Source organism: Asanoa ferruginea, from assembly GCF_003387075.1.
Lineage (GTDB): Bacteria > Actinomycetota > Actinomycetes > Mycobacteriales > Micromonosporaceae > Asanoa > Asanoa ferruginea.
The window spans coordinates 1,945,186-1,959,295 of sequence record NZ_QUMQ01000001.1 but is presented as its reverse complement, the minus strand read 5'-3'; the positions used below and the strand labels follow the sequence as shown (position 1 = coordinate 1,959,295).

The 14,110-nt window shown below is 71.5% G+C and carries 16 protein-coding genes and 1 pseudogene; 7 read left to right on the top strand and 10 right to left on the bottom strand.

Annotated features, from left to right (window positions below; translation table 11 throughout):
* Positions 1 to 7: 7 nt before the first annotated feature.
* The 3 genes from DFJ67_RS09490 to DFJ67_RS09480 are packed head-to-tail and all read right to left on the bottom strand — an operon-like array spanning position 8 to position 1,393.
* Complete coding sequence (locus DFJ67_RS09490) at positions 8 to 235, bottom strand: hypothetical protein (protein WP_116067548.1); 228 nt, start codon at positions 233 to 235, stop codon at positions 8 to 10.
* 28 nt (positions 236 to 263) lie between these two features.
* Positions 264 to 719 (bottom strand): large conductance mechanosensitive channel protein MscL, encoded by a 456-nt coding sequence (mscL, locus tag DFJ67_RS09485; protein WP_116067547.1) that lies wholly within the window; start codon positions 717 to 719, stop codon positions 264 to 266.
* Between the two features lie 8 nt (positions 720 to 727).
* Positions 728 to 1,393: a FadR/GntR family transcriptional regulator gene (locus DFJ67_RS09480; protein ID WP_239097553.1), complete on the bottom strand. Its 666-nt coding sequence runs from the start codon at positions 1,391 to 1,393 to the stop codon at positions 728 to 730.
* Positions 1,394 to 1,491: 98 nt separating this feature from the next.
* On the opposite strand from DFJ67_RS09480, the pseudogene DFJ67_RS09475 reads away from it, so the two are divergent.
* Positions 1,492 to 2,649, top strand: a pseudogene (locus tag DFJ67_RS09475) (MFS transporter); the annotation flags it as partial.
* 737 nt (positions 2,650 to 3,386) lie between these two features.
* Here DFJ67_RS09475 and DFJ67_RS09470 read toward each other — a convergent pair.
* A complete protein-coding gene (locus tag DFJ67_RS09470) occupies positions 3,387 to 3,746 on the bottom strand; it encodes an STAS domain-containing protein (protein WP_116067544.1) in 360 nt (119 codons plus the stop codon).
* 128 nt (positions 3,747 to 3,874) lie between these two features.
* Entirely contained in the window at positions 3,875 to 4,438 is a 564-nt protein-coding gene (locus tag DFJ67_RS09465; RefSeq protein WP_116067543.1) for an NADPH-dependent FMN reductase, read from the bottom strand.
* Between the two features lie 102 nt (positions 4,439 to 4,540).
* Here DFJ67_RS09465 and DFJ67_RS09460 point away from each other — a divergent pair, with 102 nt between their 5' ends.
* A complete protein-coding gene (locus tag DFJ67_RS09460) occupies positions 4,541 to 4,999 on the top strand; it encodes a MarR family winged helix-turn-helix transcriptional regulator (protein ID WP_116067542.1) in 459 nt (152 codons plus the stop codon).
* A 22-nt stretch (positions 5,000 to 5,021) separates the two neighbouring features.
* On the opposite strand, the gene DFJ67_RS09455 is transcribed toward DFJ67_RS09460, so the two are convergent.
* The gene (locus tag DFJ67_RS09455; RefSeq protein ID WP_116067541.1) at positions 5,022 to 5,942 is read right to left on the bottom strand and encodes a D-2-hydroxyacid dehydrogenase family protein; all 921 of its coding nucleotides are present in this window, start codon (positions 5,940 to 5,942) and stop codon (positions 5,022 to 5,024) included.
* Positions 5,943 to 5,967: 25 nt separating this feature from the next.
* On the opposite strand from DFJ67_RS09455, the gene DFJ67_RS09450 reads away from it, so the two are divergent.
* Both DFJ67_RS09450 and DFJ67_RS09445 read left to right on the top strand, forming a co-directional pair.
* Entirely contained in the window at positions 5,968 to 6,699 is a 732-nt protein-coding gene (locus DFJ67_RS09450; protein ID WP_116067540.1) for a dienelactone hydrolase family protein, read from the top strand.
* Between the two features lie 91 nt (positions 6,700 to 6,790).
* On the top strand, positions 6,791 to 7,147 hold the full coding sequence (locus tag DFJ67_RS09445; protein ID WP_116067539.1) for a VOC family protein: 357 nt from the start codon (positions 6,791 to 6,793) through the stop codon (positions 7,145 to 7,147).
* Here the strand turns inward: DFJ67_RS09445 and DFJ67_RS09440 are convergent.
* Complete coding sequence (locus DFJ67_RS09440; RefSeq protein WP_116067538.1) at positions 7,144 to 8,232, bottom strand: FAD-dependent monooxygenase; 1,089 nt, start codon at positions 8,230 to 8,232, stop codon at positions 7,144 to 7,146. The two genes, DFJ67_RS09445 and DFJ67_RS09440, sit on opposite strands and share 4 nt — an antisense overlap.
* A 75-nt stretch (positions 8,233 to 8,307) precedes the next feature.
* On the opposite strand from DFJ67_RS09440, the gene DFJ67_RS09435 reads away from it, so the two are divergent.
* Positions 8,308 to 8,913 carry a TetR/AcrR family transcriptional regulator gene (locus DFJ67_RS09435; protein WP_116067537.1) on the top strand — a complete coding sequence of 202 codons (606 nt, stop codon included), beginning with the start codon at positions 8,308 to 8,310 and terminating at the stop codon, positions 8,911 to 8,913.
* 4 nt (positions 8,914 to 8,917) lie between these two features.
* Here the strand turns inward: DFJ67_RS09435 and DFJ67_RS09430 are convergent, their stop codons facing one another.
* The 3 genes from DFJ67_RS09430 to DFJ67_RS09420 all read right to left on the bottom strand — a co-directional run bounded on the left by DFJ67_RS09430 (position 8,918) and on the right by DFJ67_RS09420 (position 11,599).
* Entirely contained in the window at positions 8,918 to 9,235 is a 318-nt protein-coding gene (locus DFJ67_RS09430; RefSeq protein ID WP_116067536.1) for a hypothetical protein, read from the bottom strand.
* A gap of 40 nt (positions 9,236 to 9,275) precedes the next feature.
* Positions 9,276 to 10,721, bottom strand: a complete 1,446-nt coding sequence (locus tag DFJ67_RS09425; protein ID WP_116067535.1) for a DEAD/DEAH box helicase — start codon at positions 10,719 to 10,721, stop codon at positions 9,276 to 9,278.
* A 161-nt stretch (positions 10,722 to 10,882) separates the two neighbouring features.
* A complete protein-coding gene (locus tag DFJ67_RS09420; RefSeq protein ID WP_116067534.1) occupies positions 10,883 to 11,599 on the bottom strand; it encodes a winged helix-turn-helix transcriptional regulator in 717 nt (238 codons plus the stop codon).
* 98 nt (positions 11,600 to 11,697) lie between these two features.
* On the opposite strand from DFJ67_RS09420, the gene DFJ67_RS09415 reads away from it, so the two are divergent.
* Both DFJ67_RS09415 and DFJ67_RS09410 read left to right on the top strand, forming a co-directional pair.
* Complete coding sequence (locus DFJ67_RS09415; protein ID WP_116067533.1) at positions 11,698 to 12,705, top strand: class I SAM-dependent methyltransferase; 1,008 nt, start codon at positions 11,698 to 11,700, stop codon at positions 12,703 to 12,705.
* Between the two features lie 86 nt (positions 12,706 to 12,791).
* Positions 12,792 to 14,108 carry an alpha/beta hydrolase gene (locus DFJ67_RS09410; protein ID WP_116067532.1) on the top strand — a complete coding sequence of 439 codons (1,317 nt, stop codon included), beginning with the start codon at positions 12,792 to 12,794 and terminating at the stop codon, positions 14,106 to 14,108.
* Positions 14,109 to 14,110 lie beyond the last annotated feature (2 nt).

Below are 14,110 nucleotides of genomic sequence, written 5' to 3'. Positions count from 1 at the left end.
GCGGCGGCTACTGGGGTGGGCGGGAAAGCTCCCGCCACTCGAACGGACCGACGAGAAGGGCGCGCACGCGGTCGTACGCGTCCTCCTCGGTCTCGTATTCGTAGAAGTGGGACACGCCCTCGGCGCCGCCCGCCCGCTGCTCGACGTGCCAGGTGTCACCGTCGATCCGCAGGTAGACATCGCGCCGCGCGGCGCGCCCCCACTTACCGTTCCACCAGTGCTTTCGTTGCTCCATGGCGGAACAGTATCGAACATGCGTTCGATTAGCGCGAGGTCGGGGGGTTCTCCCGGCCGAGGGTCTGGTCAAGGGCGGAGGAACGGTACTGACCGGGCACCTGGCGGCCGGCGACCAGGGCGTCGCGGATCTCGGTGAGCAGTTTGATCTCCTCGCTGGGTGCGGCGGGCGGGGGCTCCTCACCGCGCCGGCGCCGCTCGGCGAGCCGGTTCATGGGGTAGACCACGAGAAAGTAGAGGGCGGCTGCGGTCAGCAGGAACGTGATCACGATGTTGATGAAGGCGGCCCAGTCGAATGGAACGCCCCTGATCGTGGGCGCCCCTGCGTGGATCCCGCTGCCGCCGCTGAGCAGCCTGATCAGCGGCTCCAGGAACGACTTGGTGAACTGGGTGACCACGCCGGTGAACGCCGCACCGATCACGATGCCGACCGCCAGGTCGACCACGTTTCCGCGCATGATGAAGTCTTTGAAGCCCTTAAGCATGGCTCACCCTATGCCCCGGCGGGAGCCTCCAGGAACCTGCCCGCCTCGCTCGCGGCGCGGTCGGGGTCACCGGCTCTGATCGCCTCGACCAATCGACCATGATCGATGCCTGCCGCGCCCGCCGCCAGCGAGGGCCCGACCGCCGCGGCCACCGAGGCGCGAATGGCCGCGCCCACCGACGCATAGAGCTCGGCGAGCATCGGGTTGTGCGCCGCCGCCACGACGGCCACGTGCAGGTCGGCGTCGGCCTCGACGAACGCGTCGGCCTCCGCGCGCTGCCAGGCCGCGTCGCGCGCCACCAGCGCGGCATCGAGCCGATCCAGATCTTCGGGGGTACGCCGCAGCGCCGCCAACCGGGCCGCCTCGACCTCGAGGGCCCGCCGCACCTCGACGGTGTGCCCGACCTCGGCGGTGCCGAACTTGCGGGCCACCACTCCCGTCAGCTCGTCGGTCGAGCGCACATAGGTGCCGGAGCCCTGCACACCCTCGAGCACGCCGGCGTGGGTGAGCGCGCGAACGGCCTCGCGCACGGTGTTGCGCCCGACCCCCAGAACCTCCACGAGCTGCGGCTCAGTGGGGATCTTGGCGCCGATCGGCCACTCGCCGGCCCGGATCTGCTCGCTGAGCTGCGAGATCACCTGCTGGACGAGCGTCGACCGCGCATTGAGTGTCATGCGTAACATCACCCCACCATAAATCGTCCCATGATTCTAGTGTAGAGGTCGTGACTGTTCCGACCACCGCACCGCGCCCTGCCGTCCAACCTCGCCGCATGCTGCTCGTCCTGGCCGGCATCGTGCTCGTCGCGGTCAACCTGCGCGCGGTGGTCACCTCCCTCGGCGCGCTGCTCGACGAGGTACGCGACGGCCTGCACCTCTCCGGCGCCGTGGCCGGGGTGGTCACGACGGTGCCCACGATCGCCTTCGCGGTCTTCGGCGCGACCACGCCGTGGCTGGTCCGCCGGGTGCCGCCGGCGCGGCTGCTGGTCGCCGCGATGAGCGTGCTGGCGGTCGGCCAGTTGTTGCGGGTGGTCACCGACTCGCCGGCCGCGTTCATCGGCTTCAGCGCGCTCGCGCTGGCCGGCATCGCGGTCACCAACGTGCTGCTGCCCATGATGGTCAAGCAGAGCTTCCCGGACCGACCGGGCCTGGTCACCGGCGCCTACACGCTGTCGATGTCGGTCGGCGCCGCCGCCGCGTCGGCCGCCGCCGTGCCGGTCGCGCACGCCTTCGGCTCCTGGCGGGCCGGCCTAGGGGTGTGGGCGTTGCTCGCCGCGGTGGCGGTGCTCCCGTGGTTGCCGTCAGCGCTGCGCCGCGGCCAGCGGATCGAGCGCCGCGAGATCCACCCGTCGGCCCGGATCCGCCCGGCACGCACCCGGATCGGCTGGTCCATGGCGGTGTTCTTCGGCATGCAGTCGATCGGCGGCTACGCCGTGATGGGCTGGCTGGCCCAACTCTTCCGAGACTCCGGCTTCACCCCGTCGACGGCCGGCCTGCTGCTCGCCGGAGTGACCTTGTTCGCGCTGCCGTTCGCGCTGCTGATGCCGGCGCTGGCCGGCCGGGTGCGCCGGCTGCGCCCGCTGATCCTCGGCCTGACCGCCGTCTGCGGCGTCTCTTATGTCGGCCTGGCCATCGCACCACACGCCGGCGCCGTGCTCTGGGTGACCCTGCTCGGCATCGGGCAGACGGTCTTCCCGGTGAGCCTGGTCGTGATCGGCCTGCGCGCCCGCACGGCCGAGGGCACGGTGGCGCTGTCCGCGTTCGCGCAGAGCGTCGGCTACCTGTTCGCGTCGCTGGGCCCCCTGCTGGTCGGCATCCTCTACGAGGCCACCGGCGGCTGGCTCGCACCACTCGGCGTGCTGGCCGTCGCGCTCGCCATCCAGGCGGGTGCCGGCGTGCTGATCAGCCGTCCGGGCTACGTGGAGGACCAGGCACACGTGTCGGGCGCCAACGGCCCGATCGAGGCCGTCGAAGCGACACCGGCGGCCGTGCTCGCCGAAACCGGCCCATTGGCCGCACCGCTCCGCGAAGCGGCTTAGCCGGCGGTCACGCCGCGGCCCGGCCGGCGCCCGCCGGCAGAGATCGGCGTAGCCCGGCGGCCAAGCCGCAGCGGTGCCCGGGAGCGGAGCGACCTAGCGCCGCGGCCAGGCCGCGGCGGTGCCGGCCCGGGAGCGGCGAAGAGTGGCCTAGCGCCGCGGCCAGGCCGCGGCGGTGCCGGCCAGGGCGGCGAAGAGTGGCCTAGCGCCGCGGCCAGGCCGCGGCGGTGCCGGCCCGGGAGCGGCGAAGAGTGGCCTAGCGCCGCGGCCAAGCCGCGGCGGTGCCGGCCCGGGAGCGGCGAAGAGTGGCCTAGCGCCGAGGCGAAGGCGCGGCAGTGCTGGCCCGCCAGCGGAGAAGAGCGGCCCGACCCGCGGCCAAGCTGCGGCGGTGCCGGCCCGGGAGCGGCGAAGAGTGGCCTAGCGCCGAGGCGAAGGCGCGGCAGTGCTGGCCCGCCAGCGGAGAAGAGCGGCCCGACCCGCGGCCAAGCTGCGGCAGTGCCGGCCCGGGACCGGTGAAGAGTGGCCTAGCCCCGCCGCGGTGCCCGCCCGCGAGCGGACGAGAACGGCCTAGCCCGCGGTCAAGGCGCGCGGCCTGACCCGCAGCGGTGCCGGCTTGCCGGCCGTAGACCGCGCTAGCCCGCGGCGGGCTCGGATGCGTCGGCGGCGACGGCCTCGTCGACCGTCGGGTAGGTGTGTAGGACCTCGACCAGGCCGCTGACCTCGAGAATGCGGCGCACCCCGCGCTGTGGTGCGGCCAGCCGCACCACGCCGCCGGCCTCGTCGGTGCTGTTCTTCGCGCGCACGAAGACCGACAGCCCCGTCGAGTCGCAGAACGAGAGCTCGGTCAGGTCGAAGACCAGCCGGGATAGGCCGCGGTCGAGTAGGTCGGTGATCTGGTCCTGGAGCTGGGGCGCGGTGGCCATGTCCAACTCGCCACCGACCGACACCACGACGATCTCGCCGCGCTGTGCTGTGCCCACTGTCAGGGACATGCTCGACCTCCTGTGTCCGGGGGAACGGTACTCCACGGTGCGGTAGGAGGGCACGGAAAGGCCCGAGGACCTGCCGTGGATGTGCTGTCCGGTGGCAGGACCTCGGGCCGGTCTGTGCGTGCCGCCGGTCAGGCGGTCGCGCGCAGGGGCGCGAGCGCCCGGCTCCACTCGACGACCTGGTCGAGGGTCGTGTGGAGGGCATCTTCCTGGTGCGCGCCGGGCTTGAACACGCTGAAGTTCTCGAAGTCGTGGTGCAGCGTCAGCATGACCTGGGAGCGCACGTCGGCCATCTTGAGCTCGGCGGAGATGAGCCGGAGGTGCTCGACGGCGCGGGCGCCGCCGACCGAGCCGTAGCTGACGAAGCCCACGGCCTTGTTGTTCCACTCGGCGAACAGGAAGTCGATCGCGTTCTTCAGGGCACCCGAGGTCGAGTGGTTGTATTCCGGCGTCACCATCACGAAGCCGTCGAACGACGCGATCTTCTGCGCCCACTCCAGCGTGTGCGGCTGGGTGTACTGGCCCATCGAGGGCGGGACGATCTCGTCGAGGTGCGGCAGCTTGTAGTCGAGCAGGTCGACCAGCTCGAACTCGGCGTCGGTGCGCTGCTTGGCCAGCTCGTACACCCACTTCGCGACGGCCTCGCCGTTGCGGCCCGGGCGGGTGCTGCCGAGGATGATTCCGATCTTGGTCACGAGATTGTCCTTGAGTTTCAGGGGGAGGACTCGCGGATCAAGTCCTTGCTTCGTCAAGCAAATGTACGAGCAGTTCCTTGCGCAAGCAAGTAATCTAGTCGTATGCCTCCGGTCACAGCGCTCGAGCCTCTCGACACCGACGAGGATGCGCTGGTGCGCGCCCTGGGGCGGGTGATGACGGTGGTGCCGAAGCTGATCGACGCCGACCTCAAGCGCGACGCCGGGATATCACTGACCGAATACAGCACCCTGATGCACCTGTCGGAGAGCCGCGACCGGCGGATGCGGATGAGCGAGCTCGCCGCGGCCTGCGATCTCTCGCTCAGCGGCATGACCCGGGCGGTGGCCAGGCTGGAGATCGAGGGCTTCGTCCGGCGGTTCCAGTGCGACGAAGACGGCCGCGGTTGGTTCGCCGCCCTGACCGCCGCCGGCCTCGCCCGGCTCGAAGCCGCCTACCCGACCCACCTGGAAGCGACCCGGCGGCGGATTCTCGACCACTTCGCCGGCTTCGACCTCGCCGAGGTCGCCCGCGTCTTCGACGAACTCTCGACCGCCGACTAAAACCGCCGACTAAGAACGCCGACTAACCGAGCACTCGCACCGGCTCGCCGGCGGCAAAGGCGACGATCGCCTCGACCGCGTCGCCGTACGCCAGGTGATAGCCCGCCCTGGTCACGTACCCCAGATGTGGGGTCAGGATCGTGTTCGGAGCACGCCGCAGCGGGTCGTCGGCCGGCAGCGGCTCGGTGTCGAAGACGTCGAGGGCGGCGCCCGCGAGCCGTCCCGACTCGAGCGCCGCGACCAGCGCCCCGGAGTCGACGACCGGCCCGCGGGAGGTGTTGACCAGGAACGCGTCCGGCTTCATCAGCGCGAGCTCGGCGGCGCCGACGATGCCGACGCTGCGCGGGCTGAGTTTGTAGTGGACGGTGACGATGTCGGCCTGCCGGAACAGCTCCGCCTTCTCGACCCGGTCGGGATGGGTCGGGTCGAGGTTGGCGCTCCACGCGACCACCCGCATCCCGAACGCGCGGCCGACCGTGGCGACCTGGCTGCCGATGTTGCCCAGGCCGACCACGCCGAGGCAGCGGCCGGACAGCTCGGTGCCCACTGTGGTCTGCCAGCGACCGGCCCGCAGCGCGGCGTCTTCGGCCGGCACGTGCCGCACCAGCGACAGGATCAGCGCCCAGGTGAGCTCGCTCGTCGACGGCGCGAACATCCGGGTGCCGCAGACCGTGACCCCGGCTGCCGCGGCCGCGTCGAGGTCGATCGCGGCGTTGGCCATGCCGGTGGTGATCAGCAGCCGAAGCGCCGGCAACCGGCCGATCAGCGCGGCCGGGAAGGCGGTGCGCTCGCGCATCGCGACCACGACCTCGAACGGCGCCAGCCGCGCCGCCAGCGCGTCGAGGTCGTCGAGATGGTCGGCGAAGAACGTGACGTCGAGCGCGCCCCAGTCGGCGCTGTCGTGGGCGGCGGTCTGGTAGTCGTCGAGCACGGCGATCCGCATCAGACCAGCGTGACACGATGCTGGCATGTGTTATGGAGATGACGCCCGTCCGCCGCAGCCGCCCAACCCGGGCCCTGTCGGCGAGCACGGCGATCTGGTTCTGCGCTCCTCCGACGGCACCGAGTTCGGCGCCTACTTCGCGCATCCCGAGCAGCCGACCGGCCGCGGGATCGTGATCTTCCCGGACGTCCGTGGCCTGCACGTCTTCTACAAGGAGTTGGCGCACAGCTTCGCGTCGGCCGGGCTGTCGGCGGTGGCGTTCGACTTCTTCGGCCGGACCGCCGGCGTCGGCGAGCGTGGCGAAGACTTCGCCTACCGCGAGCATGTCGACAAGCTCGAGTTCGCCTCCGTCAAGGAAGACGCCAAGGTGGCGGCCGCCTGGCTGCGCGAACACGGCACGGAGTCGCTGTTCACCGTCGGGTTCTGCTTCGGTGGCGCGATGTCGTTCCGGCAGGCGGCAGCGGGCGACGACCTGAGCGGCTCGATCGGCTTCTATGCCATCCCGTCGCGGGTGCAAGACGTCGCCGACGAGATCGCGTCGCCGCTGCTGATTCTGGCCGCCGGGCAAGACTTCACGCCGGTCGCCGAGGTCGAGCAGTTCGCCGACCGGGTGCGCGGCCACGGCGTGGACGTCCGGATGGCGGTCTACCCCGACGCCGGGCACAGCTTCTTCGACCGCAACTTCGGCCAGCACCAGGGCGACGTCGAAGACACCTGGCGGCAGATGCTCAGCTTCATCGACGACAAGGCGGCCTGAGCCGCAGCCGGCAGCCCCTCGCCCGGTCCGCGGCGAGGGGCCGCCAAGAAAGCCATGATTACCCCATAAAACGCGACTAGGGTACGAAGACATGGCACTACAGACGCGGATGGTGACGTTCGACTGTGCCGATCCCGCGAACCTGGCGAGTTTCTGGGCAGCCGCGACCGGCCTGCGTGAGTCGTGGCGCCATGCGAACGACTTCCTGATCCTTGGTGAGTCGCCCGGTTTGTGCCTCGGCTTCCAGCACGTCCCCGAAGCCAAGACGGTGAAGAACCGGGTGCATCTCGACTGGAGCAGCGACGGCGACGTCGCTGCCGAGATCGAGCGCCTGCTCGAGTTGGGCGCCCGGGTGGTCGACCGGCAGAAGATGCCGCAGGGCTTCGGCTGGACGGTGCTCGCCGACCCGGAAGGCAACGAGTTCTGCGTGGCGACGCCGGCCGCCTAACCGCGGGCGAGCACGGCGCGGGCCGCGAGATCGCGGGCGGCCAGGCCCAGTCGGGTCTTGGGCACCAGCATGCCGGCGGCCCGCCCGACGCGGCGCTGCTTCGGCCCGACCAACTGGCGGTGCGCGGCCTCGTAGCGGGCGAACCCCTCCACCGGGTCGGCGGCCAGGGCGGCGGCCAGCGTCTCGGCTCCCGCCATCGCCATCGAGGACCCGTCGCCGAACAGCGACACGCACGACGCCGCGTCGCCGAGCAGCCCGATCCGCCCGCGTGACCACGAGTCGAGGCGCACCTCGCTGACCGAGTCGAAGTAGAGGTCGTCGGCGGCCGCCACCCGGTCCAGCAACTCGGGCACCCGCCAGCCGACACCCGCGTACGCCTGCCGCACGATCTGTTTGTGTTGGCTCAGGTCCCGGTGGTCGAAGCCGCTCACCGGCGCGGACCGGAAGATGAACGCGGCCAGTGCCGCGCCGCGCGCAGGGTGGATCGAGAGCAGCCGGCCGGGTGTGTTGTGCAGGATGACGTCGGTGCCCTCGTCGGAGCCGAGCGCCAGGGTCGCGACGTAGAGGCCGAGGTAGCGCACGAAGTCGGCCTCCGGCCCGAACGCCAGCCGCCGCACCGTCGAGTGCAGACCGTCGGCGCCGACCACGAAGTCGAACCGGCGTGGTGCCGTCCGCTCGAAGGTGACGTCGACGCCGCTCGCGTCCGGTGCGAGCGCGGTGATGGTGTCGTCCCAGACGAACTCGGCGTCGCCGCGGGCGGCGTCGAAGAGCAGGGCGGCCAGGTCGCCGCGGGGTAGCTCGACCTCGCTGCCGCGGGTGGCGGGCATCGGGATGCGGGCGCGGGTCCGGCCGCCGGCGTCGACCAGCCGCATCGCGGTGGCCTGGGTCGCGGCGGCGCGCAGTTGAGGCACGATGCCCATCCGGTTGGCGACGGCCCAGCCGGGGCCGCGCACGTCGACGGGGTTGCCGCTGGACCGCGGCGCCGCGCCGCGCTCCACGACGGTGGCTTCGAAGCCGTGGCGGGCCAGCCAGTAGGCGAGCGTGGGGCCGGCGACACCGGCGCCGGAGATCAGTACGGAAGTCATGCGCCCACCATAACTGCACCCAGTGCAGAATTGCAATGAGTGCGGATACGCACTTGATGCGATACGCTGCTCGCCATGACCCTCCGCGACCGCAAGCGCGCCCGCACCCGCCAGGCCCTGGTCGAGGCGGCCGCCACCCTGTTCGAGCGCGACGGCTACGACGAGACGACGGTCGCCGACATCGCCGCCGCGGCGGAGATCGGCACCCGCACGTTCTTCAGCTACTTCGCGAGCAAAGAGGAGTTGCTGTTCCCGGAGAGCGACGGCCGGGTGCGCGCGGCGGTGGCGGCGATCGCCGACCGCGGCCCCGACGAGGGCCCGGCCGAGGTGCTGCTCCGCGCGCTGCACCGGGTCGGCGACGACAGCGACGACCTGTCCGGCCGGCTGGCCGCACTGCGGCTGCGCTATATCCGGGAGGTCCCGGTCGTCCGCGGCCGCGCGCTGCAGATCCAGATGGAAGCGCAGTCGGAGATCGCCCGCCACCTCGCGGCCGCTTTCCCCGACGACCTCGACGAGGTGACCGCGGCGGCGTTGACCGGGGCCTTCGTCGGCGGGATCACGGCGGCGCTCCAGGTGTTGCTGGCCGACCTCGACAGTCTCGACGACCCGGTGGCGGTGCAGGCCGCGGTGGAAAAGGCGACCGACGTCGCCCTCGGCCCGTGGCTGCGGGCCGCGCGGTGACCCGTCAGCGCCTGCCGCGCGGCGGTGCCAGCGAGGTCAGGATCGGCAGGGCCACCAGGGCGGCGACGATCCCGAGCACGATGAAGAACGCCGTGCGGGCGCCGAGCAGATAGGCCATCGACCCGACCAGGAACCCGATGCCGACGGCGACCAGGACGCGGGTGCCGGCGACCTGGAGCGCCACGGGCGGCAACCACCGATCGACGATGAGTTCCACCCGCGCCGCGTCAACCTCGAACCGCGCGGCGATCTTCTCCACCGGCTGCCCGGCGACGTAGGCCGCGACGATGTCGTCCTCGTGCTCGTGCAGCGTCCACGTCATCCCGCCACGATAGGCGCGGGCGTCTATGTCTGGTTGCCCCTTAGCGGCGGCCGACGCGGGAACGGCTGGAGAAGGTCGCGGCGTTGCCCGAACCACCGGCCGTGGCCGTCGCGCCGCGGGCACCGCCGCCGCGTGAACGCTCCGACGGCTGGGTCGCGTGACGGTCGGCCGAGCGGGTCGCGCTCTGGCCCGACTGCTGGCCACCGCGGCCGCGGCCACCGCCGCCGTGCGGGCGGCGCTGGCGGGGCACCGACGCGGTCTCGGGCTCCGGCGGCGGGCTGACGAACGTGCGCTCGCCCGGCGCCAGTTCCGCGAGGAACGGGTCGCTGGGGCCGCTCAGCCGGGTGGTCTTGGGCTTGATGCCGGCCTCGCGGGTCAGGTTCCGTACGTCGGCGACCTGGCTGTCGGTCATCAGCGTGACCACCATGCCGGAGGCGCCGGCGCGCGCGGTGCGACCCGAGCGGTGCAGGTAGGCCTTGTGCTCCACCGGCGGGTCGGCGTGGATGACCAGCGCCACGTCGTCGACGTGGATGCCGCGCGCCGCGATGTCGGTCGCCACCAGGGTGCGCGCGCTTCCGTCGGAGAACGCGGCGAGGTTGCGGGTGCGGGCGCCCTGCGCCAGGTCGCCGTGCAGTTCGACGGCCGGGACGCCACCGGCGACGAGCCGGCGGGTCAGCTGCTTGGCACCGCGCTTGGTGCGGGTGAAGACCAGCGTGCGGCCGGGCGCCGAGGTGAGGTCGGCCAGCACCGCCAGCCGCTCCTCGGACCGGACGTGCAGCACGTGGTGGGTCATCTTGACGACCGGCGACAGCGCCGAGTCGATGCTGTGCGTCACCGGGTTGGTCAGGTAGCGCCGGACCAGGCCGTCGACGGCGGCGTCGAGCGTCGCCGAGAACAGCATCCGCTGGCCGGTGCGCGGGGTCTGGTCGAGCAGCCGCTTGACGACCGGCAGGAAGCCCAGGTCGGCCATGTGGTCGGCCTCGTCGAGCACGGTGATCTCGATCGCGTCGAGCCGCGCGTGGCCGCTGCGGACGTGGTCGTCGAGCCGGCCGGGGCAGGCCACGACGATGTCGACGCCGCGGCGGAGGGCGGCGATCTGCGGGCCGGCGCCGACGCCGCCGAAGATCGTCACGGTGCGCAGGTTGAGCGTCTTGGCCAGCGGTGTGATGGCCGCCTCGATCTGGGTCGCCAGCTCGCGGGTCGGCGCCAGGATCAGCGCACGCGGGCGGCCGGGACGCCGGGCCTTGGTGTCGTTGGCCAGCCGCTGGAGCAGCGGGAGGACGAACGCGTAGGTCTTGCCGGAACCGGTGCGACCCCGGCCGAGCACATCGCGACCGGCGAGTGCGTCGGGCAGCGTGGCGGCCTGGATCGGGAACGGTGCGGTGACGCCACCGGCAGCCAGCGGCGCGGTCAGCGCGGCGGAGAGGCCGAGTTCGGCGAAGGTGGGTGTTTCGGTGGTCGGGTTGAGCGGGCGGCGTGCCGCCATGTGGATCTCCGAACGTCAGGGGGGCGTGCGGTGCGGCGCGGACTTTGAGCCTGCGCGTCGCTTACCGACGCATATCGCGGCCCCCGCGGCGGAGCTGTCAGGGCCGTCCTGACCTAATCTACCCGATCTTTGCCCGATCCGGCTCGGCCAAGCCCTGAAGATCAGTTGGGCCGCAGGTCTGCGGCCAGGCGTCCGACGACCGAGTAGGACGGGCGCGGGTCGGCTGGAGCGCCCCGCACGTTGAGCCAGCGCGGCACGGCCCGGGTCGCCGTGCGCGATCCGGTGGCGGTCAGATCGCCCGCGCGGACCGCCTCGCGCCAACTGGTCTCGCCCCGCCAGAGCAGGGTCAGGCAGCGCAGCGAGGTCTGCACCGTGACGGCCACCGGGAGGCCCGGGTCGAAGTCGCAGACGTCGGCGTCGTCTTCGGCCAGCACCAGCCACCAGCGCCGGCTCTTGGGTGTCACGTCTTCGAACTGGACGTGCACGACCGTGCGGCCGGGTGGCAGGTCGGTGCGGGAGACCTGGCGGCGCATGTCCCACAACAGCAGGTGCGGGTCGAGGTCTTCGTCGCCGAGTTCGGGCAGCCAGCGCATCGACCAGTCGCCGAGCGAGTCGACGATCGGTTGCAGGTCTTTGCCGGCAGGGGTCAGCCGGTAGATCACCTTGTTGCCGTCGGGGTAGCGCTCGACGACGCCGACGCGCTCCAGTCGCTGGAGGCGTTTGACCAACAGGGCGGGCGACATCCGGGGAACGCCGCGGCGCAGGTCGTTGAAGTGGCGGCTGCCCATCAGCAACTCGCGAACGACCAGCAGGGTCCAGCGCTCGTCCAGCACCTCGAGCGCTTTGGACACCGGACAGAACTGGTAGTAGGTACCCACGAACTCACGGTAGGGCCGGCGCCGGTACAGAAACAGAACTGGTTGGCTTCATTTCGTGAACTGACGCGTCGGGTGACCGACACCGCAGCATCGGAGCCATGACTGACATCAAAGAATCTGTGGGCAACATGCTGGGGCTGTTGGCCGGATACGTGGGCCACCGCACGGTCGCGACCGGGATCCGCGCCGGGCTCGTCGCCGCGCTGGCGAACGACGGACCGGCCACACCGGACGAACTGGCCGCGCGCACCAAGCTCGACGCCTTCTACACGTTCGCGTGGTGCCGGGCCGCTTTCGGCGCCGGCGTCTGCGATCGCGACGGCGACGTCTACCGGCTCGCCGCCAACCTCGACACCGTGCTGCTCGACGAGACCTCACCGGCGTACGTCGGCGGCGTTTTCAAGGTCCTCGAGCAGCCGGAGTTCTTCGACCGCTTCGAAGCCAGCCTCACCGGCGGGGAGCGGCTGTGGTGGGACGGCTGCTCGCCCGACTTCATCGCCGCGGTCGGCGGCACCGGGCGACCGTTCTACCGCCGCCTCGTGCCCGACGGGCTGGCCCGCGTTCCGGGCCTGAAGGAGCGGCTCGACAACGGTTGCCGGGTGCTCGACACCGCCTGCGGCTCGGGGCACGGGCTGGTCCTGCTGGCCAACGCCTACCCGAACTGCGCGGTGTCGGGTGTGGACGGTGACGCGCACTCGGTCGACATCGCGTGCGAGACGCTGGCCGGCGCCGGGCTCGATGGCCGGGTCAAGGTCTGGGACAGTCCACTGGAGAAGCTCACGGTCAGCGAGCCCTACGACGTGGTGATCAACAACATCTCCATGCACGAGTGCCGCGACATCGACGCGGTCGCCCGCAACGTCAAGGCGGCGCTGAAGCCGGGTGGCGTGTTCGTCATCTCCGATTTCCCGTTCGCCGACGACGATGCCGGGCTGCGCACCGCGCCCGGCCGGGTGATGTCCGGCATCCAGATCTTCGAGGCGCAGATCGACGATCAACTACTACCCCGCCGGGTGTACGACGATCTGCTGCGCAAGCACGGCTTCACCGAGCTGGGTTCCGCCTCGATCACCCCGATGCACGCCCTGACCTGGGGATATGCCTGATCCAGCCGAGGGGTGGACCGGGAGGGCATCGGCCTGCGACGATATGCGCACTCTCAATGCAAGAACTTCGCTTGCCTGGAGGTGCTGTGCTCATCCATCGCCGAGGTCTGCTCTCCCTGGCCACCGCGGTCGTGCTCGCCGTTACGGCAACACCCGCAAGCGCCGGCGCGACCGCCAAGCCGGCGGCCTACCGGCCGGTCATCTTCGTACACGGAAGCGCCGGATCTGCTTCGCAGTTCGAGTCGCAGACCCGGCGGCTGACCAGCAACGGCTACCCGATCGACGTGATCGAGGCACACGAATACGACTCGCCCAACATCGCGACGATCCTGCCCGCCGTGTTCGCCGGGCTCGACGAGCGGGTCTCCCGGCTGCTCGCCCGCACCGGCGCCGACCAGGTCGACATCGTCGCGCACTCGCTCGGCACCTTCGTGTTGCAGAGCTATCTGGCCAGCTCGCCGGCGCGGGCCGCGCGGGTGGCGCACTACGTCAACCTCGACGGCCGGGTCGCCACCGCTCCGCCCGGTGGTGTGTCGACGCTGGCCATCTGGGGTGAGGGCGACCCGACCCGGGCGATCACCGGGGCGACCAACGTCTACTTCCCGGACCAGTCGCACACCCAGACGGTCTCGTCCGAGCAGTCGTTCCGGGAGATGTTCCGGTTCTTCCGGGGACGGGCGCCGCACACGAGCCGGATCGTGCCCGCCCGCGGCGAGGCCCGGATCTCGGGTCGTGCGGTGCTCTTCCCGAGCAACGCCGGCGTGACCGACGCGACGCTCGAGGTCTTCCGGGTCAGCCCGTTGACCGGCAAGCGGCTGTCGAGCCGGCCGGTGCACCGGGCGGCGCTCACCGGCGACGGCTCGTTCGGCCCGATCGCGCTCGACGGAAGTGCCCGCTACGAGTTCGCGGTCGTCCGCCCCGGCGCGGCCACCCACCACTTCTACTTCCAGCCCTTCCTGCGCGACAGCGCGTTCGTCCGGCTGCTGACCAGCCGGCCCGGCGAGGGCCTGGGCGCGCTGGTGGAGACCGGCGACCGGCACACCGCGCTGACCATCCAACGGCAGAAGGAGTGGTGGGGCGATCAAGGCGATGCCGGTGACCACCTGTGGGTCAACGGGCGCGACATCCTCAACGCGGCGAACGCGCCGCGGGTCAAGCGGGTCATCGGCATCTTCGCGTTCGACGCGGGCAGCGACCGCATCACCGACCTGACCGCACCGCTGCCGGCGTTCTTCGCACAGACCTTCATCACCGGCATGGACGTCTTCGTCCCGGCGACCCCGGCCCACCTGGGTTTCGTCTCGATCGCGGTCGCCCCGCGCGGCGGCGGGTTCGAGCTGGTCAACGTGCCGAACTGGAAATCGTCCGAGCACCGGATCACGGTGAACGTCGACGACTTCTAGCC